Source organism: Novimethylophilus sp. (assembly GCF_036504375.1).
In the GTDB taxonomy this organism is placed as follows: domain Bacteria; phylum Pseudomonadota; class Gammaproteobacteria; order Burkholderiales; family Methylophilaceae; genus Novimethylophilus.
Genome location: NZ_DASXVH010000084.1, coordinates 21,168 through 46,450 on the forward strand (window position 1 = coordinate 21,168; position 25,283 = coordinate 46,450).

Here is a 25,283-nt window from a genome sequence, read left to right on the forward strand (position 1 = left end):
GTTACTTTTCTTCCACGCCGCTCCAGCCGTTCTCCGACACCATCGCCTGCAATGGCTTGCGCTGCGCCCAGCCTTCCTGTTCCAGCATCGGGCGCGGATAAAAAGCTTCCACGTGGCCGATGCAGAGCACGGCGCATGGCTTGGCATCGGGCGGCATATGCAGCAATGCGGCCAGTCGCTGCGGATCGAACAGCGAGACCCAGCCCGCCCCCAGCCCTTCGGCGCGCGCCGCGAGCCATAAATTCTGGATCGCGCAGGCCATCGAGGCCAGATCCATTTCCGGCAGCGTGCGGCGCCCGAAGATGTGCTGTTCGCGCTGGTCCGGCAGCGCCGCAACGAGCAGCTCGCCGCAATCAAGTATGCCTTCCACCTTGAGACGCATGAATTCGTCTTCGCGCTCGGCCAGCGCCTGTGCGGTGGCGATGCGTTCTTCTTCAACCAGCGCGTGGATCCGGTGTCGCAAAGCGCTGTCGGTGATGCGAATGAAGCGCCACGGCTGCATCAGACCCACGCTGGGAGCCATGTGCGCGGCGGCGAGCAGGCGTTGCAGCACGCTGGCATCTATCGGATCGGGCTTGAAGTGGCGCATGTCGCGGCGTTCGGCGATGACGCGGTAGATAGCGGCTTTGTCGTTGTCGCTGAAATCGCTCATGGTAGGAACAGCGCGGCCGCGGCTTGGGGGTTGGAGGGCCAGTAAGTGTGCAGGTAAGACGCCGTCAGGCGGCCACGGCGATACACCGCTTCGCCCTCGGTACCGGATTGTTTAACGGCGGTGACGAGCGGAGCCAGGGACGTTTCAGTCGTCGAATAATGGAAGGTATGGCCGCGCAGCGTCCCCTCCGGCAGGCCGATACTTTGCAGGCCCAAGCCGCCCAAGCGCGCCTGCATTTTGACTTCGCCGGGCAGCAAGCCCCATGCCGGCCTGCGACGCCCTTCGATATCGGTAATCGCGTCGAACAGCGCCATCATGCCGCCGCATTCGGCCAGGATGGGCTTGCCTGTGGCATGGGCGGCACGCAGGTTGTCTCGCAGGCCGGTGTTTGCTGACAAACCATCCAGATGCAGCTCCGGATAACCGCCGGGAAAATAGTAGGCATCGGCTTGCGGCAGCCGGCTGTCCGCCAGCGGCGAAAAGAATTCCAGCGTCGCACCCAGCGCGCTCAGCAGGTCGAGGTTGGCGCGGTAGATAAAAGCGAAGGCTTGATCGCGCGCAATCGCGATATGCCTGCCTTGCAGCAGCAACGGCGGGGCAGCGATATCCGGGACGGCGAATCTTGCCGGCGCAGGCTGCAGTGCGTCATCCAGCACCAGTGCGCCGGCCAGTTGGTCAAGCTTGGCGTTGAGATCGTGCTGTTCATCCGCCAGCACCAGCCCAAGATGGCGCTCGGGCAAACCGGCTTCGCGCTCATGTGGCATCCAGCCCAACCATTGGATGGTGCCCGGCAGGCTGGTTTTCAGCATGTCGGCATGGCCGGGGCCGCCGACGCGGTTCGCCAGCACGCCGGCGAAAGGCAGCCCGGAGCGGTAGCTCGCCAGGCCCCAGGCCAGGGCGCCGAAAGTCTGCGCCTGGGCGGAAGCGTCGATCACCGCCAGCACCGGGATGCCGAAATGTGCTGCCAGATCGGCGCTGCTCGGCGTGCCGTCGAACAGGCCCATCGCGCCCTCGATCAGGATCAGGTCGGCTGCGCGCGCGGCTGCGGCCAACAGCCGCCGGCATTCCATCTCGCCCACCATCCATAAATCAAGCTGGTACACCGGCGCGCCGCTGGCGCATTCGAGAATGCCTGGGTCGATGAAGTCCGGCCCGGTCTTGAACACCCGTACGCGCTTGCCTTGATGTGCAAAATGCCGCGCCAGAGCGGCGGTGACGCTGGTTTTGCCTGAGCCGGAGGAGGGCGCGGCGACCAGCAGCGCGGGGCAATCAACGGTTGACATAGGCGACTTTGATGTAGGGGGCGGACATCATCAGCTTGGTGACGCCGCCGAAATCCAGGTGAAAGTTGGGCACGTGCTGCAACGGCAGGTTGAGCGCATGTGCCAGCAGCGAGCGGATGACGCCGGCATGGGTCACGGCCACCACCGGCCCGCGATGCCGGGCGGCGCACTCGGCAAAAAAGGCGCTGGCGCGGCGGTAGAGGTCGTTGAACGATTCGCCGCCGGGCGGCGCCTCTTCCACGAAACGGCTGCCCCAGCGGTCGAGCGCAGCGCGCGGTATCGCATCCCAAGGCTGCATTTCCCATTCGCCGAAATGCATTTCCTTGAGCCGGTCGTCGGCTTGCGGCTCGCCGAACGCCAGCGCTTCGGCCAGTTTTCGGCAGCGCAGTTGTGGGCTGGTGTAAAACGCGGTCGGCGCAAGGCCCGCCAATTTGCCGCGCACTGCTTCGGCCTCGCGCTGAAAACCGGCGCACACATCGAGTTCCGCATGGCCGTAACAGATGCCTGTGACAACATCCGGCGTGGTGTGGCGCACCAGGTAGAGTTCCATCAGGCGCTCAACCCCAGCAGCCCCAGATAAAAAGCCAGCTCGCACAACTGTTGCATCGCGCCCAGGCAATCGCCGGTATAGCCGCCCAGCCGTCGTTGCAGTAATCTGCCAAACCATACCCAGACCAGCAACACCGGCACCAATGCCCACCACAGGTACGGCGGCAGCAAGGCCAGCGGCAGCGTGCCGCAGATGGCGGCCAGCGCCAATTCGCCAATCGACAGCTTTGTCGCCAGCGGCTTGGCCTTGCCGTGGCTGCGCACATACGACTGTGTGGAAATCACCAATACCGCGCACAAGCGGCTCAAAGCGTGGCCGGCGATCAAGGCCGCGGGAACCAGCGCGGGGGCGAGATGGATCAGGGTTTCGTATTTGGTCAGCAAGCCCATGAACAGGGCCACCGCGCCAAAGCTGCCGAGGCGCGAATCCTGCATGATGGTGAGCGCCTGCTGTTGCGTCCAGCCTCCGCCCAGGCCGTCTGCGGCATCGGCCAGACCGTCTTCGTGAAAGGCGCCGGTGAGCCATAAGGTGGCGGCCATCGCGGCGATCACGGCCAGTTCCTGCGGCCATGCCAGCCGTGCGGCGAGATAGGCCCCCGCTGCGGCAAGGCCCATGACCACCCCTACCAGCGGAAAATAGCGCGCGGCATGGTTGAGGTCTTCCGCCCCCTGGCCTGCCCATGCCGTGCAGGGAATACGCGTGAAAAAGCTCAGCGCGGTAAAAAACAGGCGCAGCTCGCGTTTCATGCCTGGCTGCGCTCGCTGACTCCGGCCGACTCGAACGAGGCCATTTCATTGAGGAAGTTGGCCGCGGCCAGCACGATGGGGTAGGCCAGCGCGGCGCCGGTGCCTTCTCCCAGGCGCAGGCCGAGGTCGAGCAGCGGTGCGGCCTGCAGTTCATCCAGCAGCCTGGCATGGCCCGCCTCGCCGGAGCGGTGCGAAAATACGCAGTAGTCGAGGATCGCCGGATACATGCGGCAGGCTACCAGCAGCGCGGAGGTCGTGATGAATCCGTCGATCAGCAGCAAGGCGCCGCGCTCGGCCGCGCCCAGCATCGCGCCCACCATCATCGCGATCTCGAAGCCGCCCAGCGCCGCCAGCACCCGCAGCGGGTCGGTCGCATCCAGACGATGGAAGGCTAGCGCCTGCTCCAGCACTTGGCGCTTGCGTTCTACACCGGCGGCGTCCAGGCCGGTGCCGCGCCCGGTGCTCAATCCGGGCGCGAGTCCGCACAGCGCGCTCATCAGCGCCGCGGCGCTGGTGGTATTGCCTATGCCCATTTCGCCGAAACCCAGCACATTGCTGCCGGCGGCGATTTCGGCGGCGGCCAGCTCTGCACCGCGGGCGATGGCCGCATGGCATTGCGCATCGCTCATCGCCGCGCCGCGCAGGAAATTGGCGGTGCCGTGCGCGATTTTCGCATCGACCAGATCCGGGTGGGTGGCAAATTCGCCCTTCACCCCGGCATCCACCACCCTGAGCAGCATGCCGTTCTGGCGCGCAAACACGTTGATCGCCGCGCCGCCGGCGAGGAAGTTCAACACCATTTGATACGTGACTTCCTGCGGAAACAGGCTGACGCCTTCTTCCACGATGCCGTGATCGCCGGCAAATACCAGGATGGCCGGGCGCGTCAGCCGGGGGGAGAGCGATTGCTGGATGGCGCCGATTTTTACGGCCAGCGCTTCCAGCTGGCCGAGTGCGCCATGCGGTTTGGTCTTGGTGTCGACTTTGGACTGCAATAATGTTGTTATTGCCTGGTCAGGCGCGTCGATGCGAAAGAAAGGGTGGGGTGACATAAGGGTTCGTAAAAAATGAAATTTATTTGCCGATGCTAATTTTAACGCGACGTTGCACTACGCCGGTGCCGTGCGGGTCAAATACTTAACAAAAAAAGTGATGTTGAAAATGCGGGAGCTTTGCTATAATGCCCCGCTTTCGGCAGCCGTGTCCGGTTGTCGCGGTTGGCTAGGTAGCTCAGTTGGTAGAGCAGCGGATTGAAAATCCGCGTGTCGGCAGTTCGATTCTGCCCCTGGCCACCATCTCCTTCTTCCCAAGAGCTATCCGCACGATTACCATAACGTCATGGCCGGATACAAAGAAATCGACCCTTCCGAATTGCAGGCAATGCTCGCGCAAGGCCAGATACTGCTGGTGGACGTCCGCAACGGCGACGAGGTGGCGCGCGGTATGATCGGCGGCGCGCGGCATATTCCATTGCCCATGCTGCCGGCGATGCAGAACGAACTGGCCGATGACCTCGCGGTGGTGTTTTATTGCCACAGCGGCATACGCTCAGCCCACGCCTGCGCGTTCATAGCCAATCAGGGGCGCGACAATTTATTCAATCTTCGCGGTGGCGTCATGGCCTGGGGCAATGCGGGTTATCCGTTTGCCGCCAGGAATTGATGGGACAACAGCATGGAATTCGATAAGGAACTGAATGCGCGCGGGCTCAATTGCCCATTGCCTATTCTTCGCTGCAAGAAAGCGCTGGCCGAAATCAATGGCGGCCAGGTGCTGAAGGTGGTAGCTACCGACGCCGGATCGGTCAAGGATTTTCAGGCGTTCTGCAAGCAGACCGGTAACGATTTGCTGTCCTTCAATGAAGGCGAAGGCGAGTACACGTTCTTTATCCGCAAGCGCACCTGATTTTCTGCCGACATCCGACGTTGGCCTGTTCGTGTAGTCGCCTTCAACTGATTTTCGCACCCAGGAAATTGCCGATAAAATAAGTGGCTGCTCCCGCCAGGCTGCCGATCAACAGCATCCTCAAACCTCCCCACAGCGCGTCTCTGCCGGTGAATAGCGACAAGGTCGCGCCGACGACGAACAGGGCTATGCAAGACAGCGTAACGGCGATCAGCAGAGGGTGGCGCTCAAGTTCGAGCAAGAACGGCAGCAGCGGAATCAGCCCGCCGAAGATGAAGGAAAAGAACGAGAACACCGCCGCCTGCCAGGGCGAGCCGAGTTCGTCCGGGTTCAAGCCCAGCTCTTCGCGCGCCAGCGTGTCCAGCCCCAGCTCCGGGTCGGCGATCATGCGTTTGGCCATAGCGTAGGCTTCTTCCCGGTTCATGCCGCGCGCCTGGTAGATCAGCGCCAGTTCCTCGGTTTCCTCGGCGGGATATTGCGCCAGCTCGTCCCGTTCCAGCCCGATCTGGTATTCGAACATTTCCCGCTGCGAACGCATCGATATCCATTCGCCGGCGGCCATCGAGATCGCGCCCGCCAAGAGCCCGGCTACACCGGTAAGCAGAATCGTCGCGCTCGCGCTGGTGGCGCCGGCTATCCCCATGATCAATAACGCGATGGAAACCAGGCCGTCGTTGACGCCGAATACCGCTGCGCGCAGTCCGCCGGAGGTGCCTTTGCCGCGGTGACTCGCGCCGACATCGTCTACGGACAGCGGCATCGGATGGTTCATCGGCCGTCGGCTGGAATAAACGGCCATGCCACGGATTTTCATCGCCGCCAGCACCGGTTTGATGCGGCGCGGCCCCAGCCTGCGTATCAGCCAGGCTACGGTTTTGACGCGCCTGCCGGGAATATAGCGTGCCGGCACCGCATGGCCTGACTTGCGTATTTCCTTGGCCCATAGCTCCGACTGCTCATCTGCCTCATGCGCCAACTCCAGGAACAGCAACTGACGTGCGGTGCCGGATTCGCTATCCGACAGGATGCGATACAGGTAAGCCGAGTTTTTTTCTTCCTTCCAGCTTTCGAGTTCGTGCATGATCTGCTCCCGAATGGATGGAGTCGATGCCGACTAGCTGTTTTTGTCAAAGCGCCGATATTGCACGGCTTCCGCGATATGCGCCGCGCTGATGCCGTCTGCCCCCGCAATATCGGCGATGGTGCGGCCGACTTTCAGGATGCGATGGTAGGCGCGCGCAGACAGGTCCAGCCTGGTGATGGCCTGCTTGAGCAAGGCTTCTCCGGCCGCGTCAGTGGTGCAATATGCCTCGATTTCCTTGGTGGAAAGTTGCGCGTTGGGCTGGTTCTGGCGCTGCATTTGCCGCTGTCGTGCGTTTTCCACGCGGATGCGAATCACTGCGCTCGATTCGCCATTTGCCGCCGCGGTCAACTCGGATTCGGGCAGCGCGGGCACTTCGATTTGCAGGTCTATGCGATCCAGCAGCGGGCCGGAAATCCTGGAGCGGTAACGCGCGACCTGGTCCGGCGTGCAGCGGCACTTGGCATTATGGTGGCCGAGGTAGCCGCAGGGGCAGGGATTCATCGCTGCGATCAATTGAAACCGCGCCGGAAAATCCTCCTGGCGCGCAGCACGCGAGATCGTGATGCGGCCGGATTCCAGCGGCTCGCGCAGCACTTCCAGCACGGAGCGGGAAAACTCCGGCAGCTCGTCCAGAAACAGCACGCCGTGATGCGCCAGCGATATCTCCCCCGGCCGTGGATTACTGCCGCCGCCGACCAGGGCTACGCCGGATGCGGTGTGGTGCGGGGCGCGATAGGGGCGGCGCTTCCAATGCTCCAGCCGGAAGCCGCCAGTGAGCGAAGCGATGGCCGCAGACTCCAACGCCTCATCGTCTGTCATTTCCGGTAGGATGCCGGAGAAGCGTGCAGCCAGCATGGATTTTCCGGTACCGGGCGGCCCGGACATCAATACGCTGTGGTTGCCGGCGGCGGCGATTTCCAGTGCGCGCTTGGCTTGCGCCTGCCCCTTCACCTCGCTGAAATCCGGGTAATGCCGGAAACCACTCTCCGGTTCCACCGTGTGGCGCGCCAACAACTGCTGTCCGGCCAGGTGCGCGCAAACTTCGAGCAGCGTTGCCGCCGGATAGATCGCGGCATTCTGCACCAGCGCTGCCTCGGACGCACTGTTTTGGGGTAGCACGAATGCCCGACCGTCGCGACAGGCCTTCAGCGTCATCGCCAGTGCGCCGCGAACCGGCCGCAGTTCTCCGGTGAGCGCGAGTTCGCCGGCAAATTCGTAGCTTGAAAGCTGGTCGGAGGGAATCTGCCCGGAAGCGGCGAGGATGCCCAGCGCAATGGGCAGATCAAAGCGGCCGCTCTCCTTGGGCAGGTCGGCAGGGGCCAGGTTGACGGTGATGCGTCGTGCCGGGAATTCGTAGTGGGCGTTCTGCAACGCGGCGCGCACGCGGTCCTTGCTTTCCTTTACCTCGGCTTCGGGCAGGCCGACGATGGTGAAGTTAGGCAGGCCGTTGGCCAGGTGCACTTCCACCGTCACCGGCGGCGCATCCATTCCGGCCAGCCCGCGGCTGTGCAGTACGGCAAGCCCCATCGCAGGCTAATCCTTACCAGCCAGCCTTGCTTCCAACTCTTTCACCTTGAGCTCCAGAGCACTGAGCTGCTCACGCGCCCGCAGCAGCACTTGGGACTGGGCGTCGAATTCCTCTCGGGTGACCAGGTCCAGCCTGAAAAACAGGCTTTGCAGTAACGAACGCAGGTTCTTTTCCAGGTCGCCGGCGGGAGTTTCGGAGACCAGCTTGTTGATCCTGCCGCCGATCTCATCAAGGATTTTCGTATCCAGCATGCTGTTCCTCCAAAAAGGCCAGTTTATCAGAGTTGCTTTCCCCTTAATGTATAAAGAGGTACTTCCACGCCTATCCACCGTCACGCCTGTCGCCATTGCACGCACCATCGGAGACTATCAAGCTCCAAAGCGGTGCGGGATTCATGCTTGCAGCAAGGGCAGATTCAGGCAGGTAAGTTTGTAACAAATTGATTTGATAATAAAAGATTTCATGGCATAGCGATTGCTTACAGTATTACCGGAATTATTTTCAGTAATACCATTGAAAGGAGATGTGTCATGGCTTTTACCGGTAAGCGTGGTTTTTTCAAACAAGTGTTGATCGCTGCCTCCTTGCCGCTGGCGCTATTGTCCGCCAGCGCCGCGTGGGCAGGCGCACCCCTTAGATCGGTTATAGCGACTGGCCAGGCTGGGTGGCCTGGCAGGTGGCGATCGAGAAGGGCTGGTTCAAGGAAGCGGGTGTTGACGTGCAGTTCGACTGGTTCGACTACTCGGCCTCCATGGACGCCTTTTCTGCCGGGAAGATTGACGCCGTGACCGTCACCAACGGCGACGCGCTGGTGATGGCTTCAGGCGGCGCCAAGAACGTGATGATCATGCTCACCGATTATTCCAACGGCAACGACATGATCGTCGGCAAGCCGGGCATCAAGAGCCTGAAAGACCTGAAAGGCAAGAAGGTTGGCCTGGAAACCGGTCTGGTGGAGCACCTGCTGCTGCTGAACGGTCTGGAAAAGGCCGGCCTGAAGGAATCCGACCTTATCATCGTCAACACCAAGACCAACGAAACGCCGCAAACCCTGGCAGCCGGCGACCTGGCGGCGATCGGCGCCTGGCAGCCGAACTCCGGCGAGGCCATGAAGCGCGTGCCCGGCGCCAAGCCGGTCTACACCTCCGCCGACGAACCGGGGCTGATCTACGACGTGCTGACCGTGAACCCGTCCAGCCTGTCCGGCCTGTCCGGCCTGTCCGGCCGTCGCGCCGACTGGCAGAAGGTGGTGAAGGTGTGGGGCAAGGTAGTGAGCTACATCAACGACCCCAGGACGCAGCCGGATGCCGTCAAGATCATGGCTACCCGGGTCGGACTCAAGCCAGAGGCCTATCTGCTCCTGCTCAAGGGTACCAGGCTGTTGAGTCTGGAAGAAGGCAAGAAGGTATTCGCCAAGGCCGATGGTTTCAAATCGCTGTACGGCTCCAGCAAGATCGCCGACAGCTTCAACGTCAAGTATGGCGTTTACAAGCAGCCGCAGGATCTGACCAAGGCCATCGATCCTTCCCTGGCCGCCAAGTAAGCGGCACAACGGAAAGGCGCGGGAATGAACCTGTCATCATGGTTTGCGGTGCGCAGGGAACTGTCGCCGCGCAAGAAGACCATGCTGGGCATCGGTTCGTTCCTGCTGCCTTTGCTGATCTGGTGCCTGGTCAGTTATGTGCCCTTCGTCTGGCACCCGATGATGCTGGTCAGCCAGCCGGGCGATGTGGATTATTTCCAGGCCGGCATGCTGGTAGACAAGGCCGTTTACCGGGAGGAACTAGCCAACATGCAGGCCCAGGGCAAGGTTGCGCCGCAAGGCAAGCCGGCCAACCCCATCTACCTGCCCGCCCCACATGAAGTAGCGAAAGCGTTTTATACCGCCTTCACCACTCCCCCGGAACAACGCGATGGCCAATGGCTGCACCAGAGCCTGTGGCACAGTATCCGGATCATCTTCTGGGGCTTCGTGCTGTCCTCGCTGATCGGCGTGCCGCTGGGCATCCTGTGCGGCACCTATAGCGCGATTTCGCGCCTCAACGAGCCGTTCGTCGAGTTTTTCCGCTACCTGCCGGCACCGGCTTTCGGTGCGCTGGCGGTGGCGATCCTGGGAATTTACGACGGCCCCAAGATCAGCATCATCGTCATCGGTACGCTGTTCCAGCAGGTGCTGATCATCGCCAACACCACGCGCAAGCTCGATTACGCGTTGCTGGAAGCTGCCCTGACGCTGGGCACCAGGCGTTTCAAGCTGCTGTTCCACGTCATCATTCCGGGCATCCTGCCGGAACTGTACCGCGACCAGCGCATCCTGCTGGGCTGGGCGTGGACTTACCTGATCGTCGCCGAACTGATCGGCACCTCTTCCGGCATCACCTGGTTCATCACCCAGCAGGCGCGCTACCAGCATTTTGATAACGTTTACGCTGCCATCATCATCATCGGCCTGCTGGGCTTGGGCGGCGATATGCTGCTGGCCGCGTTGGGACGACGGCTGTTTCCCTGGGATCGCCCCGCCAACAAGGAATAGCAAGGAATGGATGTGAACAACCCCATCAGCCTGCCGAGCTACCTCACGCAATCCGAAGCTGTCAGGAGCCGCTTCGAGCGACTGAAAGCGCGCGAGGTCATCCTGGAGGTGAAGCAGCTCGGCAAGGTCTACAAAACCACCAAGGGTGATGTTACGGCGCTGCGGGACATCAATTTCAGGACTCACCGCCGCGAGTTCGTCTGCGTTATCGGCCCGTCCGGCTGCGGCAAGTCCACCCTGATTCGCATCCTGGCCGGGCTGGAATCACACACTTCCGGCGACGTGCTGCTGGACGGCAAGCCGGTCACCGGCCCCGGCCGCGATCGCGGCATGGTGTTCCAGGGCTATACGCTGTTCCCTTGGCTGACGGTGAAGAAAAACGTCATGTTTGGCCTGGAAATGAACAACATGGGGGCCTCCGAAGCGGCGCGCGAAGCCGAGCTGTGGCTGGAACTGATCGGGCTGGAAAAGTTCGCCAATGCCTATCCGCACGAGTTGTCGGGCGGCATGAAGCAGCGCGTGGCGATTGCCCGGGCGCTGGTCAACCAGCCGCGCATTTTGTTGATGGACGAACCGTTCGGCGCGCTGGATGCGCAATCGCGCGCCAGGATGCAGGCGCACCTGCTGGAAATCTGGCGCAACATCGACATTACCGTCGTGTTCATCACGCACGACCTGGACGAGGCCATCTTCTTGGCCGACCGCATCCTGGTGCTGAAGGCGCATCCCGGCGAGGTGCAGGAGTTGATCGAAGTGCCGGCACCGCGTCCGCGCAGCGCCGGGCAATTTACCAGCCCGGAATTCCTGGCGACCAAGGCGCGGCTGGAGGCACTGATCCACCCGCCGCAACCGGTGGCGGAAGAGGAAGAAGAAGTGAAACCGCACATGATCCGCTTCGTCAATGTGGCGGATAACGTCGAATAGAAAATCGTCCATGTCAGCGAACCGATCCGGCGCGGCCTACGGGAAAAACCACCGCTGCCGCACTCTTGGTTTTGAAGTCTGTTAAGAGAAGAACCCGATGAAAACAAACGAAGAAATTGCCACCATGATGCCCAAGCCGTTCGCCGACAAGACCGGCAGCAACCTGTTTGCCTGCGATCCCGCCGCCGACCCGCGCGGCTTTGGCCTGACCCAACCCGGCTACCAGTTCATCGCCGGCATCCTCAGGCACGGCCCGGCGTTGTGCGTCGCCTTCGCGCCCAGCGTGGATAACCTGCATGCGATCAAAGCATGAACCAGAAACAGAAAAACCGGCCGGTCAATCGCATCAGTATTTCGCTGCCGGACGATTTGCAGGCCGATGTGGATGAGATGGTGGCGAGGCGCGGCTTCGACAGCCGCTCGCAGGCCATCAACGACATGCTGCACCAGCATGTTGCCGAACATCAACAAAAAATCGGCGACGAGGTCATGGTCGGGACGATCACCATTCTCTACAACAATGCCACGTGCGGCTTGCAGAAAACCCTGGCGGATATGCAGTACAAACATCTGGATGAGGTCATCAGCTCGCTGCACGTGCACTTGATGAACAACCAGACCATGGAAGTGATCCTGGTGCAGGGACCGGCGCAAAAAGTGCAGGCCATCGCCGACGAAATCGTCACCCTGCGCGGCGTCATCACCGGCAAGTTGCAGCTGATGGCGGCGGTCATTCCGCCGGTGCACCCAGCAACGGGCAAACAAGATCAAGGAGCTGATACATGAACAACATCCTGTGGGAAGAAACCGTCCCCGGCGGCAACCACTGGTCCGGCGTGCTGCGGCGCGACACCGCGCTGCGCCTGACCGACCTGGAAGGCGGTGCCAACGTCGCGGCGCTGTTCTACAACCGCGAGGAAAAGCTGGAGCGCTACAACATGCCGGACACGCTGAAGGCGCAGCACACCGCTTTCCTCACCGCCGGCAACGTGTGCTACTCCGACATGGGGCGCGTGCTGTGCTCCATCATCGGCGACAGTGTGGGCTGGCACGACACCCTGAGCGGCGTGTCGGATGCTGCGCTGGTGGCGGAAAAGTACGGCACGGTCAATTTCCAGACCCACCGCAACGATATGGTCCGCAGCGGCAGGGACGGCCTGCTGATTGAGCTGGGCAAGTGGGGCCTGGGCAAGCGCGACCTAGTGGCCAACGTCAATTTCTTCAGCAAGGTGACGGCCGATGCCGACGGCAACCTGCACTTCCAGCCCCGCCACAGCAAGGCCGGCGACACCGTCGAACTGCGTTTCGACATGGACGTGCTGGTGGTGCTTTCCACCGCGCCGCACCCGCTCGATCCCGTATCGCAATACAAACCGGCGGCCGTCAAGCTTACTGCTTGGCATGCCGGAACTGCCGCAGTCGACGACGTGTGCCGCAACGCCTGTCCGCAAAACCAGCGCGGCTTCATCAACACCGAACGTTTTTACGCGGGCTCGGGGAGGAGATCATGCTGACGACAAGCAACCTGATTCCGGGCAACGCCGTGCTGGACGAGATTTGCGCCGCCGGCGAGCCGTGGATGGGCATGGTAAAACAAGGCCAGATATTCCGCATCCTCGATCTGGAAGGCAACCAGGCGGTGGATACGCTGTTCTACAACGCCGCCGACCCCGAGGAGCGCTATAGCGCGGTGGATACCATCCGGCGGCAGGGTAATCTGTACCTGACCACGGGTTCGGTGCTCTATAGCGGCGAGGGGCGCCCGATGTTGAAAATCATTGCCGACACCTGCGGCCGCCACGACACGCTGGGTGGTGCCTGCGCAGCGGAAAGCAACACCGTCAGATACGCATTGGAAAAACGTCCCATGCACAGCTGCCGCGACAACTTCATGCATGCGTTGGCGCATTGCGACTGTGCCCGCCACCGCCACATGACCAAGCGCGATATCACCGCCAACGTCAATTTCTTCATGAACGTGCCGGTGACGCCGGAAGGCGGGCTGACTTTCGCCGACGGCATTTCGGCACCGGGCAAGTACGTCGAGATGCGCGCCGAGATGGACGTGGTGGTGTTGATCTCCAACTGCCCGCAGCTCAACAACCCGTGCAACGCTTACAACCCGACGCCGATCCGGTTGCTGGTGTGGGATGCACATCGCTAAGCATTGTGCCGGGACGGCCCGGCGCGAAGCGCAACGAGACGGGACGACCCGCCCACGGATTTTCGGGAGAATCAGATGTTCAATAAGGTATTGATCGCCAACCGTGGCGAAATCGCCTGCCGCATCATGCGCACCCTCAAGCAGATGGGAGTGGGTTCGGTCGCCGTCCATTCCGAGGCGGACGCCAACGCCCGCCACGTGCTGGAAGCGGACGAGGCGGTATGCGTCGGTCCGGCGCCGGCGGCGGAAAGCTACCTCGATGTCGAGCGCATCCTGGCTGTCGCCAGGCAGACCGGCGCGCAGGCCATCCATCCGGGCTATGGCTTCCTGTCGGAGAACCCGGCCTTCGCCGAGGCCTGCGAGGCGGCCGGCATCACCTTCATCGGGCCGACCCCCGAACAAATGCGCGGCTTCGGCCTCAAACATGCCGCGCGCGAACTGGCCGAGGCCAATGGCGTGCCGCTGCTGCCGGGTACCGGCCTGCTGGCCGACGCGGTGCACGCACAGGCCGAAGCCGCGCGCATCGGCTATCCGGTGATGCTGAAGAGCACGGCGGGCGGCGGCGGCATCGGCATGCAGCTGCTCTGGAGCGCCGACCAGCTGGCGGCGGCGTTCGAAACGGTGCAGCGCCTGTCGCGCGCCAATTTCAAGGAGAGCGGCATCTACCTGGAGAAATACGTGCAGGCGGCACGCCACATCGAGGTGCAGATTTTCGGCGACGGCAGGGGGCACGTCATCGCCCTGGGCGAGCGTGATTGCTCGGTACAGCGCCGCAACCAGAAGGTGATCGAGGAAACGCCGGCGCCAAACATTTCCGACAGCGTGCGCAGCCGCCTGTGGCAGACTGCCGAAAAGCTGGGGCGTGCCATTGCCTACCGTTCCGCCGGCACCGTGGAATTCGTCTACGACAACGACAGCGGCGAGTTTTATTTTCTTGAGGTCAATACCCGCCTGCAGGTAGAGCACGGCGTCACCGAGCTGGTGAGCGGCATCGACCTGGTGGAGTGGATGGTGCGGCTGGCCGCCGGCGAAACGCCGCCGCTGGCGGGCTACACCCACCAGCCGCAAGGCCACGCCATCCAGGTGCGCGTGTATGCCGAAGACCCCAACAAGAATTTCCAGCCGTGCAGCGGCGTGCTGACCGAGGTGCGGTTTCCCGGCGACGCGCGCATCGACACCTGGGTGGAGAGGGGTAGCGAGGTTTCGCCGTTCTACGACCCGCTGGTGGCCAAGGTGCTGGTGCATGCCGCCGACCGGGACAAGGCGGTGGCCAAGCTGCGCGGTGTGCTGGCCGAGGCCCGGCTGGCCGGCATCGAAACCAACCTGGAATATCTGCGCCAGGTGCTGGCCGACAGCGTGTTCCCGGCCGGCAGGCAGGTCACGCGCTATCTCAATAGCTTCCATTACCACCCGGCGACTGTCGATGTCCTTGAACCCGGCGTGCAGAGCACGGTGCAGGATTACCCCGGACGTCTCGGCTACTGGGCGGTGGGCGTACCGCCTTCCGGCCCGATGGACCACCTGGCGTTTCGCCTCGCCAACCGGCTGGCCGGCAACGAGGAAGGCACGGCTGCGCTGGAATTGACGCTGATCGGCCCCACCCTCAAATTCAACTGCGACGCGGTGATCGCGCTGGCCGGCGCGCCCATGCAGGCCGAGTTGGATGGTCAGCCGCTGGCGTTGTGGCAATCGCACCACGTCAAGGCGGGCAGCCTGCTCAAGTTGGGCAGCATTCAGGGCGCCGGCTGCCGCAGCTACCTGGCGGTGCAGGGCGGCTTTGACGTGCCGGATTACCTCGGGAGTCGTTCTACATTTACCCTCGGCCAGTTCGGTGGACATGGCGGACGCACGCTGCGGGTAGGCGACGTACTGCACCTCAACCGCGGCGAGCCGGCGGACCTGGCGCAGAAAACCCTGCCTGCGGCGCTGGTGCCAGATTACAGCCATGTCTGGGAAATCGGCGTGCTGTACGGCCCGCACGGCGCACCGGATTTCTTCACCGGGTCCGACATCGCCATGTTCTTCGCTACCGACTGGGAGGTGCACTACAACTCCAACCGCACCGGCGTGCGCCTGATCGGGCCCAAGCCGGAATGGGCGCGCAAGGACGGCGGCGAGGCCGGGCTGCATCCTTCCAACATCCACGACAATGCCTACGCCATCGGCACCGTCGATTTTACCGGCGACATGCCGGTCATCCTCGGCCCGGACGGCCCCAGTCTGGGAGGCTTCGTCTGCCCGGCGACCATCGTGCAGGCCGAACTGTGGAAAATGGGGCAGTTCAAGCCGGGCGACACGGTGCGCTTCAAGCGCCTGACGCAGGCGGAGGCAAAAGTTTTCGAGCAACGGCAGGACAGCCGGATCGCCAGCCTGCAGGCGAGCATAGCGCCCGCCCCGGACTTCGCGGCTTATGCCGACACGCCGTTGCTGGACCGAATCGCCGCCAGCAACAGCCGGATTGCCGTCGCCTACCGGCAGGCCGGCGACAGGAATGTGCTGGTGGAATACGGCCCGCTGGTGCTCGACCTCAACTTGCGCTTCCGCGTCCATGCCTTGATGCAGTGGCTGGAGAAGCAGGCCATTCCCGGCATCCTCGACCTGACGCCCGGCATCCGCTCGCTGCAGGTGCATTACGACAGCCGCCGGCTGCCGGTGGAGCGTTTGCTCGACATCCTGGCGCAGGCCGAGCGCGAACTGCCGGCCTGCGCGGACATGGAAGTGCCGACCCGCATCGTGCATCTGCCGCTGTCCTGGGACGACGCGGCGACGCAGCTGGCCATCGAAAAATACATGCAGTCGGTGCGCAAGGAGGCGCCGTGGTGCCCGAGCAATATCGAGTTCATTCGCCGCATCAACGGCCTGGAAAGCATTGAGCACGTGAAGCGTATCGTGTTCGACGCCAGTTATTTAACCTTGGGCCTGGGCGACGTCTATCTGGGTGCGCCGGTGGCTACGCCGGTCGATCCGCGCCACCGCCTGGTCACCACCAAATACAACCCGGCGCGCACCTGGACGCCGGAGAACGCGGTCGGCATCGGCGGCGCCTATATGTGCGTATACGGCATGGAAGGCCCCGGCGGCTACCAGTTCGTCGGCCGCACCGTACAGATGTGGAACCGCTGGCGCCAGACTGCCGACTTCACCGACGGCAAGCCCTGGCTGCTGCGTTTCTTCGACCAGGTCTGCTTCTATCCGGTGTCCGCCGAAGATCTGCTGCAAATGCGCGAGGATTTCCCGCGCGGCAAGTTCAAGCTCAGGATCGAGGAGAAAACTTTCAGGCTCAAGGACTACAACGCTTTCCTCAGCGACAACGCCGCTTCCATCGCCGCCTTCAAGACCGCGCAGCAGGCCGCGTTCGAGGCCGAGCGCGAGCGCTGGGTAGCCAGCGGGCAGGCACACTACTCCAGCGATCAGGATGTGGCGGAAGCCGCAACCGACAGCGAACTGGACCTGCCGCCCAACAGCCGCGCCGTCGCTTCTCATGTCTCCGGCAACCTGTGGCAAATCAAGGCCAAGGTAGGCGACACGGTAAAACAAGGCGAAGCGGTGGTCATCGTCGAATCCATGAAGATGGAAATCAGCGTCGCCGCGCCAACTGACGGAAAAATTACCCACGTGTTCTGCCAGGAAGGCAGCCAGGTCGCTGCCGGGCAGGATTTATTGGTCATTCAAACGGAACAATGACATGAAGCTCCCAACAAAACTGGATATTGCCATCCTGCGCCGGCAGTACCTTGGCGGCAGCCTGACCCCGAGCGCGCTGGTCGAACAACTGGACATTCGTATCGGCACGGAAGACCCGCGCCACATCTGGATCTGTCGTCTGACGCGCGATGAGATGCTGGCGTATGCGCAGAAACTGGAAGGCCACGATCCGGCCAGCCTGCCTTTGTACGGTATCCCGTTCGCCATCAAGGACAACATAGACCTGGCTGGCATCCCCACCACCGCAGCCTGTCCGGACTATGCCTATACGCCGGAGAAAAGCGCCGCCGTGGTGCAGAAGCTGATAGACGCCGGGGCGATTCCGGTGGGCAAAACCAACCTTGACCAGTTCGCTACCGGACTGGTAGGTGCTCGCTCGCCTTACGGGGCAGGTCGCAATGCATTTAACCCGGATTACATTTCCGGCGGTTCCAGTGCCGGCTCTGCGGTGTCGGTCGCGCTGGGCATGGCAAGCTTCAGCCTGGGCACGGATACCGCCGGCTCCGGGCGGGTGCCGGCGGCATTCAACAATCTGGTCGGCCACAAGCCCACCTGCGGCCTGCTCAGCACATCCGGCGTGGTGCCCGCCTGCCGCACGCTGGATTGCGTTTCCATTTTCGCGCTCAGCGCAGATGATGCGGCCAGTGTGCTGGAAGCAGCGCAGGGCTATGATGGCGGCGATCCCTACTCGCGCCGCCCCGCTGCGGGGCGGGCGGTATTGGGCGGCAGTTTCAGCTTTGGTGTGCCGCGCGACGACCAGCTCGAATTTTTCGGCAACCCGGACACGCCGCAGTTGTTCCGCGCTGCGGTGCAGCGCTTGCGATTGCTGGGCGGCCAGCCGGTCACCATCGACTTTGCGCCGTTCCTGGAAACCGCGTGCCTGCTGTACGAGGGACCGTGGGTGGCTGAGCGCTATGCCGCCATCCGCCAGTTCATCGAAACCAAGCCCGATGCCCTGTTCCCGGTGACGCGCCAGATCATCGGCGGCGCCACGCGCTTTTCCGCTGCCGATACCTATGCCGCACTGTATCGCCTCAAGGCGTTGCAGCGGCAGAGTGAAGCAATATGGGACGACATCGAGGTGCTGCTCACCCCCACTGCCGGCACCATCTACACCGTGGCGGAAGTGGAGGCCGAGCCGGTGCGCTGCAACAACAGTCTGGGCTATTACACCAACTTCATGAACCTGCTCGATCTTTCCGCCATTGCGGTGCCCGCCGGCTTCCAGTCGGACCGGCTGCCGTTCGGCGTGACTTTGTGCGCACCGGCATTCAGCGACGCCATGCTGCTCAATCTTGGTGCGCGCATGCAACGCAATCTTGAATCATGACCACGGATGGAATGGTAAAAGTCGCGGTATGCGGCGCGCACATGAGCGGCCTGCCGCTGAATGGACAACTGATCGTCCTAGGCGGCAAGCTGCTCAAGCAGACCACCACCACTCCACACTACCGGCTCTACCAACTGCAGGATTTTGTGCCGCCGCGTCCTGGTCTGGTGCGGATGGCCGAAGGCGGCGCCAAAATCGAGGTAGAGGTATGGGAGCTGCCCTTGCGCCACTACGGTACCTTCGTCGCCGCCATCCCCGCCCCGCTCGGCATCGGTACCCTGGAGCTTGTTGACCACGAATCGGTGCAAGGCTTTTTATGCGAGGCCTATGCCACGACCCAGGCACTCGACATTTCGGCTTATGGCGGCTGGCGCAACTACGTAACCTCCATTTCTTGAGCAGGGATAGTCAAAAAAAGCGCATTGTCGCAATGTGTTTTATAACATTTACGAACATTTACGCAGCCCATGATTTTTTCATTAAATTTCTATCCTGGTTTGTTCTGGCGTGGCAAATGCGCCCTGTAATAGTGCGTACCCACATACCACTTACCAAGTGCTATCGAATATTTCAATATATTGATTTTAATGGATATGGTGGCGATTTCTCATGTCATGGCCGCTATTTTCTCTAGCCAGTCCCATTTTCGCGGCGATTTCTTTTTAAAAATGGCACCACCAGGGTGCAGAAAACCCATAGTGCACTATTTTGAAACCATAAATCATGCAGATTGCTATGTGAAAAAACTTTCCATAACATCATAACCACATGATTTTTATGTTGATATTATTTTGGCATGGGTGTTGCTTATAACTGGATGCTCATTTAGTTTTTTATTAAGAAAGGAAATGCAAATGCGCAAATTTCTAATGATTACCGGTTTGCTTGGCGCGGGATTCACCCTGTCGGCAACCGTCATGGCGGAAGATGCTGCCAAGGCCGCTCCGGCCGAAGCTGCTCCCGCTGCGGCCGCGCCGGCACCGAACTGGACTTTCCCGGGTTCGATTTCCGTAGTGAGCGACTATATCTGGCGCGGCCAAACCCAAACCTGGGGCAAGCCGGCGGCCCAATTGGGTATTGAAGCCGATCATGCTTCCGGCGCCTATGCCGGTTTCTGGGGGTCCAATGTTTCCAGCCATTGGCTGCCGAACGCCAATGTGGAAATGGACTTCTACGGCGGTATCCGCAATTCGTTCGCCACCGATTTCAAGTATGACGTGGGTTTGATTTATGTTTATTACCCGGATGCCAACTTTGACAAGGCTCCGGCATTCCAGCCGCCGCTAGGGAAATATAAGTCTTCCAAGCTCAACACCGCCGAGCTGTACGGTAGCCTGGGCTGGAAATGGTTCTCGGTAAAAGCCGGAACCACGCTGACCAAGTTTTATGGCTGGAATGTTGATAACTCAGGCAGTGCGACCGCGGTAGGTGTGGGCAATGCACCTAGCTTTTTCGGTTCTAGGGCAGGCGTCGATACTAAGGGTAGTACGCGTTATTCCACCTATGTTCAGGGCAATGTCAGCTATGACGTCGCACCGGGGTGGAATGTTGCTGGTGAAATTGGCCATCAAATGATTGCTGACAGTACCGGACTGGATTGGACCTGGTACAAGGTTGGCGCCACCAAAAGCTGGGATGGCGGTTGGTCGGTCAACGGCGCGGTTTCCGGTACTTCCGGTTCAAACGCTTACAGTAACTTTGCATCATTTGACAACGCGAATAACCACAAGGAAATTGACAAGACCAAGTTCCTTCTGACGCTCACCAAGAGCTTCTAAGGGATCGTCGGGTTATTTGAAGTAGCGTACTATCCGGCGGGCTGGACGAGCAACCCGGCCTATCGGTTTCCAAACACCCAAACCAGGAGACATTCATGAAATTCGTCACTGCCATCATCAAGCCGTTCAAGCTTGACGAGGTGCGTGAGGCTCTCTCCGCCATCGGCGTGCAGGGCATTACTGTTACCGAAGTCAAGGGGTTCGGCCGGCAAAAGGGGCACACGGAACTTTATCGTGGCGCGGAGTATGTCGTCGACTTTCTGCCTAAAGTTAAGCTGGAAGCGGCTATTGACGACAATATGCTGGACCAGGTTATCGAAACCATCGAAAAGGCTGCCAGCACAGGGAAGATCGGCGACGGCAAGGTTTTCGTTTTCGATCTAGAACAAGTTTTCCGCATCCGCACCGGTGAATCCGGTTCGGACGCGTTATAAGGGGCACGCCATGAAGCGCTTTCTTTCTGCTCTCTTGATCGCAGGTACATTAGGTTTTGGTGGTATGTCATTTGCTGAGGATGCCGCCCCTGCTGCGGCACCCGCAGCGACTGGAGCAGCGGCTTCTGCTGCGGCTGCACCAGCCGCGATGCCTGCGGCTCCTGCCGTCGCGCCAACTGCAGCGGCTCCGGCGCCTGTGCCGAACAAGGGCGACACTGCCTGGATGATCGTCGCCACCGTGCTGGTGCTGATGATGTGCGTCCCTGGCCTGGGTCTGTTTTACGGCGGCATGGTGCGCAGCAAAAACATGCTGTCGGTGCTGATGCAGACGTTCATGATCACCTGTGTGCTCGGCGTGCTGTGGGCGATTTACGGTTACAGCGTCGCCTTCACGCAAGGCAGCACGCCGTTCTTCGGTGGATTTGACCGCTTGTTCCTGCACGGGATGACGCCGGATTCGACGGCGGCTACCTTCAGCAAGGGCGTCGTCATTCCGGAATATATCTATATGGTGTTCCAGCTGACTTTCGCCGTCATCACCCCGGCGCTCATCGTCGGTGCATTCGCCGAGCGCATGAAGTTTTCCGCCATGCTGCTGTTCATGATCCTGTGGTTCACTTTCTCCTATCTGCCGGTTGCGCACATGGTTTGGTTCTGGGCGGGTCCGGATGCTTATACCGATGGCAAGGCTGCGGAAGCCGCAAATGCACTGGCTGGGTTTGTGTTCCAGAAAGGTGCGCTGGACTTCGCGGGCGGGACCGTGGTGCATATCAATGCGGGTATTGCCGGCCTGGTTGGCGCTCTTGTGCTCGGCAAGCGTATCGGCTACGGCAAGGAAGCCATGGCGCCGCACAGCGTTACCATGACCATGATCGGCGCTTCGCTGCTGTGGGTGGGCTGGTTCGGCTTTAACGTCGGTTCCAACCTGGAAGCCAATGGCGCTGCCAGCCTGGTGTTTGCCAATACGCTGTTGGCCACCTGCGCCGCAGCCGCTTCCTGGATGTTCACGGAATGGGCGATCAAGGGCAAGCCATCCATGCTGGGCGCCGCTTCCGGGGCAATTGCCGGCTTGGTGGCGATTACCCCGGCTTGCGGCTTCGTCGGTCCGATGGGCGCTATCGTGCAAGGCCTGATCGTTTCACCGCTGTGCTTCACGTTCGTGACCTGGGTCAAGGGTAAGCTGGGCTATGACGACTCGCTGGACGTATTCGGCGTGCACTGCATCGGCGGTATCTTCGGCGCACTTTCCACCGGCGTGCTGGTCAGTCCGGCACTGGGCGGCACCGGCGTGTACGACTACGTGGCCAACAAGGTCGGCGACTTCGACATGATGGCGCAACTCACCAGCCAGGCTTGGGGCGTAGGCACCACGCTGGTATGGTCTGGCGTGGTCGCCTTCATCGCCTACAAGGTCGTTGACCTGGTGATCGGCCTGCGCGTGAGCGAAGAAGTCGAGCGCGAAGGTCTGGATACCACGGAGCATGGCGAACGCGCTTACCACTACTAATCCTCCGGAATAGTAACGGTATACGGGCACGAAAGTGCCCGTTTTTTTATCGTCCAACACTAAGCTGGCTTACAGAAATATCCTGCGCGCGGCCAGCCGGCTGCTCTCCCAGCCCAGATGGCCGTAGTAGCGAAGCGCTGGCGCATTATCCAGATCAACCAGCAACTGGGCGCGGGTTGCACCCCTGTCCCTGGCCCAATCAAGCGCTGCGGCAAGCAAAACACGACCGATTCCCCGCGTGCGCCAACTCCGGCTCACTACCATGTCCTCGACCCACGCCGAAGGCGCGCCTTCGGCCGTGGAAATCACCAACTGTGCGCTGACCATGCCGATGACATCGCCTGCCTGGGTGCGCGCGACCTTGATGACGCCGCGATCCGGCGCCGCCATCAGCAATCGCAGGCCACGCGCTTGCTTATCGGTATCCGGCTGAAAATCCTGTTCGATGCTGAATAACTCGGCCAATAAAGAAACCAGCGTAGGCACGTCTTTTTCTGCGGCGTCGGAAATGGAAATACTTTCAGGGTTCATTCAGCGGCCTCGACCGGATTTGATGCAATGGATAAGTGCTGTAGTGAATAATGCCATACCGATAATAGGAATTGCTTTTTTCAGATGGCAGCCGGAGCGTGATTTTCAGGCAGGCAAAATACTTGCCAACACCTATTGAGCGTTCATCCACCGATGGAGGCATGCGCCTGAAATCGGGGACGGCCGATGCGGTGCATCGCGCCCGGCATCAGTGCGTCTTTTAAGCATGTCGGTACCGAATTTCGCTGCAAGAGACTGTATTTAAAAACATTTCTATGGTTGGCACGGACGGTGCTTAAAGAAAAGCGACAGCAGTAACGATTTTTAATGCTCTTGCCCCGATTAATCTCCTCCCTCCGCGGGCCCAACGGCCCGCTTTTTTTTTGCCTAAATGTTGCGTGTTACAATCGCACGCTATGGTACCTCATCTCACTACAGCCCAAACTGGCCCTCTCCTGGCTCTCGAACAGCACATCCTGGATGCCATGCCACGCATCGAGCACTGGCTGCGCCAGCAATGGCTGGAGCATGGCGCACCGTTCTATGCTTCGGTGGATTTGCGCAATAGCGGCTTCAAGCTGGCGCCGGTCGATACCAATCTGTTCCCCGGTGGATTCAATAACCTGAGCCCGGATTTCCTGCCGCTTTGCGTGCAGGCAGCGATGGCTGCCGTAGAGAAAATCTGCCCGGAAGCGCAGCGCTTTATGCTGATTCCGGAGAATCACACGCGCAATACCTTCTATTTGCAGAACGTCGCCGCATTGGCAATCATTTTGCGCCAGGCGGGACTCGATGTCCGTATCGGCAGTTTATTGCCGGATTTGGCGGAGCCCATGACGCTGGAACTGCCGAACGGCGGCAACCTGACGCTGGAGCCGGTACGGCGCCAAGGCAATCGTCTGGTACTCGATGGTTTCAATCCGTGTGCTATCGTGCTGAACAACGACCTTTCCGGCGGTATACCGGATATCCTCAAGAATCTTGAGCAATCGGTTATACCCCCCTTGCACGCAGGTTGGGCAGTGCGTAGAAAATCCAATCATTTCGCCGCCTACAACCAGGTGGCCGACAATTTCGCCGATCTGCTGGGCATCGATCAATGGCTGCTTAATCCCTATTTTTCCACTTGCGGGGAAATCAATTTCCATGAACGCACAGGCGAGGAGTGCCTGGTGGCCAAAGTGGATGACCTGCTGACGCGCATCCGTGCCAAATACCGCGAATACGATATCGAACATGAGCCGTTTGTCATCGTTAAAGCGGATGCGGGAACCTATGGCATGGGCATTATGACGGTCAAAAGCCCGGACGATGTGCGCGGCCTGAACCGCAAGCAGCGCAACAAGATGTCGGTGGTGAAAGAGGGCCTGGAAGTCAATGAAGTCATGATTCAGGAAGGCATTTACACCTTCGAGAATATCAATGAGGCCGTAGCCGAACCAGTGGTATATATGATCGATCACTACGTAGTGGGCGGTTTTTATCGGGTTCATACCGGACGCGGAGTTGACGAAAATCTCAACGCGCCGGGCATGCATTTCGAACCGCTGGCGTTCGAGACGCCCTGCTCGCTGCCTGACTGTGCCGGCAAGCCGGATGCGTTGCCCAACCGGTTCTATGCCTATGGCGTAGTAGCACGCCTGGCCTTGCTGGCGGCCGCTATCGAGCTGGAGGCGGAGGAAGCAACAGCTTGAAGATCGCGCTGATCCTCGATCCGCTGGACGAGCTGAAGCCTTATAAAGACTCTTCGATCGCAATAATGCGTGAGGCTGCTCGGCGCGGACATGTGCTGTTCGTGCTGGAGCAGAGCGACATCCGGCTGCGCGAGCACGGAATCAGATTAAATGCGCAGCGCCTTAAGTTCCGGGATGGTGCGCCATGGTATGAGGCGGAAAATAAGCAAGAATATGCGGCCGAGGATTTTGACGCGATATTGATGCGCAAGGACCCGCCGTTCGACATGGAATATGTCTATAGCACATACCTGTTGGAACTGGCCGAGCAGCAGGGCGCACTGGTGCTGAATCGCCCGCAGGCCATCCGGGACTTTAATGAAAAACTATCGGTAGCGCGCTTTCCGCAATTTGCCCCGCCATTCCTGGTGACGCGGCAAATGGCCTTGATCCGGGAGTTTCTCGCCGAGCATGGCGATATTGTCGTCAAGCCGCTGGATGGCATGGGCGGCAGCGGTATATTCCGGCTGCATCGCGAAGACCACAATATTGGCGTGATTCTCGAAACCATCACGCACTATGAACGTCGCACGGTGATGGCGCAGCGCTATTTGCCCGCCATCAGGCAGGGCGACAAGCGCATACTGTTGATCGATGGGGTGCCGCTGCCTTATGCACTGGCGCGTATTCCGCAGCAAGGTGAAACGCGCGGCAACCTTGCTGCCGGTGGCACGGGCGTGGCACAGCCGCTTTCCGTACGTGACAGGGAAATTGCCGAAACAGTCGGCAACGAACTCCGCAAACTGGGGCTATTCCTGGTCGGGCTGGATGTAATCGGCGATTACCTTACCGAAATTAACGTAACCAGCCCCACCTGCATGGTCGAGATTGCGGCACAGACCGATTGCAATCCGGCGGCGTTATTCATTGATGCCCTGGAACGGCGGGTTTAGCCA

General features: G+C 60.8%; 26 protein-coding genes, 1 tRNA gene and 1 pseudogene. 18 read left to right on the plus strand and 10 right to left on the minus strand.

All coding sequences use genetic code 11. The features are described from left to right. Nucleotide 1: 1 nt before the first annotated feature. From bluB to cobT, 5 genes are read right to left on the minus strand one after another with little or no spacing between them, the layout of a single operon-like run. A complete protein-coding gene (bluB, locus tag VGK14_RS12145) occupies nt 2–652 on the minus strand; it encodes a 5,6-dimethylbenzimidazole synthase (RefSeq protein WP_331509352.1) in 651 nt (216 codons plus the stop codon). After that, complete coding sequence (locus VGK14_RS12150; protein ID WP_331509353.1) at nt 649–1,935, minus strand: cobyrinate a,c-diamide synthase; 1,287 nt, start codon at nt 1,933–1,935, stop codon at nt 649–651. Before VGK14_RS12150 ends, bluB begins: the two co-directional genes overlap by 4 nt. Further along, complete coding sequence (gene cobC / locus VGK14_RS12155; RefSeq protein ID WP_331509354.1) at nt 1,922–2,485, minus strand: alpha-ribazole phosphatase; 564 nt, start codon at nt 2,483–2,485, stop codon at nt 1,922–1,924. Before cobC ends, VGK14_RS12150 begins: the two co-directional genes overlap by 14 nt. Further along, entirely contained in the window at nt 2,485–3,231 is a 747-nt protein-coding gene (locus VGK14_RS12160; protein ID WP_331509355.1) for an adenosylcobinamide-GDP ribazoletransferase, read from the minus strand. The genes cobC and VGK14_RS12160 overlap by 1 nt, the downstream gene beginning before the upstream one ends. Continuing rightward, the gene (gene cobT, locus VGK14_RS12165; protein WP_331509356.1) at nt 3,228–4,283 is read right to left on the minus strand and encodes a nicotinate-nucleotide--dimethylbenzimidazole phosphoribosyltransferase; all 1,056 of its coding nucleotides are present in this window, start codon (nt 4,281–4,283) and stop codon (nt 3,228–3,230) included. The genes VGK14_RS12160 and cobT overlap by 4 nt, the downstream gene beginning before the upstream one ends. A gap of 167 nt (nt 4,284–4,450) precedes the next feature. Here cobT and VGK14_RS12170 point away from each other — a divergent pair. The 3 genes from VGK14_RS12170 to VGK14_RS12180 all read left to right on the plus strand — a co-directional run bounded on the left by VGK14_RS12170 (nt 4,451) and on the right by VGK14_RS12180 (nt 5,136). Beyond that, a tRNA-Phe gene (locus tag VGK14_RS12170) sits at nt 4,451–4,526 on the plus strand. Between the two features lie 43 nt (nt 4,527–4,569). Beyond that, the gene (locus VGK14_RS12175) at nt 4,570–4,893 is read left to right on the plus strand and encodes a rhodanese-like domain-containing protein (protein ID WP_331509357.1); all 324 of its coding nucleotides are present in this window, start codon (nt 4,570–4,572) and stop codon (nt 4,891–4,893) included. Nucleotides 4,894–4,905: 12 nt separating this feature from the next. Then, complete coding sequence (locus VGK14_RS12180) at nt 4,906–5,136, plus strand: sulfurtransferase TusA family protein (RefSeq protein WP_331509358.1); 231 nt, start codon at nt 4,906–4,908, stop codon at nt 5,134–5,136. A gap of 43 nt (nt 5,137–5,179) precedes the next feature. Here the strand turns inward: VGK14_RS12180 and VGK14_RS12185 are convergent, their stop codons facing one another. From VGK14_RS12185 to VGK14_RS12200, 4 genes are all read right to left on the minus strand, one after another. Further along, on the minus strand, nt 5,180–6,217 hold the full coding sequence (locus tag VGK14_RS12185; protein ID WP_331509359.1) for a VIT1/CCC1 transporter family protein: 1,038 nt from the start codon (nt 6,215–6,217) through the stop codon (nt 5,180–5,182). 33 nt (nt 6,218–6,250) lie between these two features. Further along, nucleotides 6,251–7,747: a YifB family Mg chelatase-like AAA ATPase gene (locus VGK14_RS12190; protein ID WP_331509360.1), complete on the minus strand. Its 1,497-nt coding sequence runs from the start codon at nt 7,745–7,747 to the stop codon at nt 6,251–6,253. A gap of 6 nt (nt 7,748–7,753) precedes the next feature. Continuing rightward, nucleotides 7,754–7,999 carry an accessory factor UbiK family protein gene (locus tag VGK14_RS12195; RefSeq protein WP_331509361.1) on the minus strand — a complete coding sequence of 82 codons (246 nt, stop codon included), beginning with the start codon at nt 7,997–7,999 and terminating at the stop codon, nt 7,754–7,756. Nucleotides 8,000–8,140: 141 nt separating this feature from the next. Then, complete coding sequence (locus VGK14_RS12200; RefSeq protein ID WP_331509409.1) at nt 8,141–8,314, minus strand: hypothetical protein; 174 nt, start codon at nt 8,312–8,314, stop codon at nt 8,141–8,143. Between VGK14_RS12200 and VGK14_RS12205 the strand changes: the two are divergent. From VGK14_RS12205 to VGK14_RS12265, 13 genes and pseudogenes are all read left to right on the plus strand, one after another. Next, nucleotides 8,279–9,291: pseudogene (locus tag VGK14_RS12205) on the plus strand (ABC transporter substrate-binding protein). The gene VGK14_RS12200 and the pseudogene VGK14_RS12205 sit on opposite strands and share 36 nt — an antisense overlap. Nucleotides 9,292–9,315: 24 nt before the next feature. Further along, nucleotides 9,316–10,281 (plus strand): ABC transporter permease, encoded by a 966-nt coding sequence (locus VGK14_RS12210; protein ID WP_331509362.1) that lies wholly within the window; start codon nt 9,316–9,318, stop codon nt 10,279–10,281. A 12-nt stretch (nt 10,282–10,293) separates the two neighbouring features. Further along, nucleotides 10,294–11,205 carry an ABC transporter ATP-binding protein gene (locus VGK14_RS12215; RefSeq protein ID WP_414691722.1) on the plus strand — a complete coding sequence of 304 codons (912 nt, stop codon included), beginning with the start codon at nt 10,294–10,296 and terminating at the stop codon, nt 11,203–11,205. Nucleotides 11,206–11,302: 97 nt separating this feature from the next. Continuing rightward, nucleotides 11,303–11,518 carry a hypothetical protein gene (locus VGK14_RS12220; RefSeq protein WP_331509364.1) on the plus strand — a complete coding sequence of 72 codons (216 nt, stop codon included), beginning with the start codon at nt 11,303–11,305 and terminating at the stop codon, nt 11,516–11,518. Continuing rightward, nucleotides 11,515–11,991 carry a nickel-responsive transcriptional regulator NikR gene (gene nikR / locus VGK14_RS12225; RefSeq protein WP_331509365.1) on the plus strand — a complete coding sequence of 159 codons (477 nt, stop codon included), beginning with the start codon at nt 11,515–11,517 and terminating at the stop codon, nt 11,989–11,991. The genes VGK14_RS12220 and nikR overlap by 4 nt, the downstream gene beginning before the upstream one ends. Beyond that, on the plus strand, nt 11,988–12,719 hold the full coding sequence (locus VGK14_RS12230) for an urea amidolyase associated protein UAAP1 (protein WP_331509366.1): 732 nt from the start codon (nt 11,988–11,990) through the stop codon (nt 12,717–12,719). The genes nikR and VGK14_RS12230 overlap by 4 nt, the downstream gene beginning before the upstream one ends. After that, nucleotides 12,713–13,369 carry an urea amidolyase associated protein UAAP2 gene (locus VGK14_RS12235; RefSeq protein WP_331509367.1) on the plus strand — a complete coding sequence of 219 codons (657 nt, stop codon included), beginning with the start codon at nt 12,713–12,715 and terminating at the stop codon, nt 13,367–13,369. The genes VGK14_RS12230 and VGK14_RS12235 overlap by 7 nt, the downstream gene beginning before the upstream one ends. A 75-nt stretch (nt 13,370–13,444) precedes the next feature. Then, the gene (uca, locus tag VGK14_RS12240) at nt 13,445–17,053 is read left to right on the plus strand and encodes an urea carboxylase (protein ID WP_331509368.1); all 3,609 of its coding nucleotides are present in this window, start codon (nt 13,445–13,447) and stop codon (nt 17,051–17,053) included. A gap of 1 nt (nt 17,054) precedes the next feature. Further along, entirely contained in the window at nt 17,055–18,404 is a 1,350-nt protein-coding gene (atzF, locus tag VGK14_RS12245) for an allophanate hydrolase (RefSeq protein WP_331509369.1), read from the plus strand. Continuing rightward, a complete protein-coding gene (locus VGK14_RS12250) occupies nt 18,401–18,802 on the plus strand; it encodes an allophanate hydrolase-related protein (protein WP_331509370.1) in 402 nt (133 codons plus the stop codon). The genes atzF and VGK14_RS12250 overlap by 4 nt, the downstream gene beginning before the upstream one ends. 456 nt (nt 18,803–19,258) lie before the next feature. Next, the gene (locus tag VGK14_RS12255; protein WP_331509371.1) at nt 19,259–20,182 is read left to right on the plus strand and encodes a TorF family putative porin; all 924 of its coding nucleotides are present in this window, start codon (nt 19,259–19,261) and stop codon (nt 20,180–20,182) included. Nucleotides 20,183–20,277: 95 nt separating this feature from the next. Then, nucleotides 20,278–20,616: a P-II family nitrogen regulator gene (gene glnK, locus VGK14_RS12260; RefSeq protein ID WP_331509372.1), complete on the plus strand. Its 339-nt coding sequence runs from the start codon at nt 20,278–20,280 to the stop codon at nt 20,614–20,616. A gap of 10 nt (nt 20,617–20,626) precedes the next feature. Further along, entirely contained in the window at nt 20,627–22,123 is a 1,497-nt protein-coding gene (locus tag VGK14_RS12265) for an ammonium transporter (RefSeq protein ID WP_331509373.1), read from the plus strand. 69 nt (nt 22,124–22,192) lie between these two features. On the opposite strand, the gene VGK14_RS12270 is transcribed toward VGK14_RS12265, so the two are convergent. Beyond that, complete coding sequence (locus VGK14_RS12270) at nt 22,193–22,654, minus strand: GNAT family N-acetyltransferase (RefSeq protein ID WP_331509374.1); 462 nt, start codon at nt 22,652–22,654, stop codon at nt 22,193–22,195. 416 nt (nt 22,655–23,070) lie between these two features. Between VGK14_RS12270 and gshA the strand changes: the two genes are divergently transcribed. Beyond that, the gene (gshA, locus tag VGK14_RS12275; protein WP_331509375.1) at nt 23,071–24,348 is read left to right on the plus strand and encodes a glutamate--cysteine ligase; all 1,278 of its coding nucleotides are present in this window, start codon (nt 23,071–23,073) and stop codon (nt 24,346–24,348) included. Next, nucleotides 24,345–25,280, plus strand: a complete 936-nt coding sequence (gene gshB / locus VGK14_RS12280) for a glutathione synthase (protein WP_331509376.1) — start codon at nt 24,345–24,347, stop codon at nt 25,278–25,280. Before gshA ends, gshB begins: the two co-directional genes overlap by 4 nt. The last annotated feature ends 3 nt before the right edge of the window (nt 25,281–25,283 follow it).

What these genes read in the sequence shown, in the direction of transcription:
- bluB (WP_331509352.1), bottom strand. Translation starts at nt 652, where the DNA reads ATGAGCGATTTCAGCGACAACGACAAAGCCGCTATCTACCGCGTCATC.
- VGK14_RS12150 (WP_331509353.1), bottom strand. Translation starts at nt 1,935, where the DNA reads ATGTCAACCGTTGATTGCCCCGCGCTGCTGGTCGCCGCGCCCTCCTCC.
- cobC (WP_331509354.1), bottom strand. Translation starts at nt 2,485, where the DNA reads ATGGAACTCTACCTGGTGCGCCACACCACGCCGGATGTTGTCACAGGC.
- VGK14_RS12160 (WP_331509355.1), bottom strand. Translation starts at nt 3,231, where the DNA reads ATGAAACGCGAGCTGCGCCTGTTTTTTACCGCGCTGAGCTTTTTCACG.
- cobT (WP_331509356.1), bottom strand. Translation starts at nt 4,283, where the DNA reads ATGTCACCCCACCCTTTCTTTCGCATCGACGCGCCTGACCAGGCAATA.
- VGK14_RS12175 (WP_331509357.1), top strand. Translation starts at nt 4,570, where the DNA reads ATGGCCGGATACAAAGAAATCGACCCTTCCGAATTGCAGGCAATGCTC.
- VGK14_RS12180 (WP_331509358.1), top strand. Translation starts at nt 4,906, where the DNA reads ATGGAATTCGATAAGGAACTGAATGCGCGCGGGCTCAATTGCCCATTG.
- VGK14_RS12185 (WP_331509359.1), bottom strand. Translation starts at nt 6,217, where the DNA reads ATGCACGAACTCGAAAGCTGGAAGGAAGAAAAAAACTCGGCTTACCTG.
- VGK14_RS12190 (WP_331509360.1), bottom strand. Translation starts at nt 7,747, where the DNA reads ATGGGGCTTGCCGTACTGCACAGCCGCGGGCTGGCCGGAATGGATGCG.
- VGK14_RS12195 (WP_331509361.1), bottom strand. Translation starts at nt 7,999, where the DNA reads ATGCTGGATACGAAAATCCTTGATGAGATCGGCGGCAGGATCAACAAG.
- VGK14_RS12210 (WP_331509362.1), top strand. Translation starts at nt 9,316, where the DNA reads ATGAACCTGTCATCATGGTTTGCGGTGCGCAGGGAACTGTCGCCGCGC.
- VGK14_RS12220 (WP_331509364.1), top strand. Translation starts at nt 11,303, where the DNA reads ATGAAAACAAACGAAGAAATTGCCACCATGATGCCCAAGCCGTTCGCC.
- nikR (WP_331509365.1), top strand. Translation starts at nt 11,515, where the DNA reads ATGAACCAGAAACAGAAAAACCGGCCGGTCAATCGCATCAGTATTTCG.
- VGK14_RS12230 (WP_331509366.1), top strand. Translation starts at nt 11,988, where the DNA reads ATGAACAACATCCTGTGGGAAGAAACCGTCCCCGGCGGCAACCACTGG.
- VGK14_RS12235 (WP_331509367.1), top strand. Translation starts at nt 12,713, where the DNA reads ATGCTGACGACAAGCAACCTGATTCCGGGCAACGCCGTGCTGGACGAG.
- uca (WP_331509368.1), top strand. Translation starts at nt 13,445, where the DNA reads ATGTTCAATAAGGTATTGATCGCCAACCGTGGCGAAATCGCCTGCCGC.
- atzF (WP_331509369.1), top strand. Translation starts at nt 17,055, where the DNA reads ATGAAGCTCCCAACAAAACTGGATATTGCCATCCTGCGCCGGCAGTAC.
- VGK14_RS12250 (WP_331509370.1), top strand. Translation starts at nt 18,401, where the DNA reads ATGACCACGGATGGAATGGTAAAAGTCGCGGTATGCGGCGCGCACATG.
- VGK14_RS12255 (WP_331509371.1), top strand. Translation starts at nt 19,259, where the DNA reads ATGCGCAAATTTCTAATGATTACCGGTTTGCTTGGCGCGGGATTCACC.
- glnK (WP_331509372.1), top strand. Translation starts at nt 20,278, where the DNA reads ATGAAATTCGTCACTGCCATCATCAAGCCGTTCAAGCTTGACGAGGTG.
- VGK14_RS12265 (WP_331509373.1), top strand. Translation starts at nt 20,627, where the DNA reads ATGAAGCGCTTTCTTTCTGCTCTCTTGATCGCAGGTACATTAGGTTTT.
- VGK14_RS12270 (WP_331509374.1), bottom strand. Translation starts at nt 22,654, where the DNA reads ATGAACCCTGAAAGTATTTCCATTTCCGACGCCGCAGAAAAAGACGTG.
- gshA (WP_331509375.1), top strand. Translation starts at nt 23,071, where the DNA reads ATGGTACCTCATCTCACTACAGCCCAAACTGGCCCTCTCCTGGCTCTC.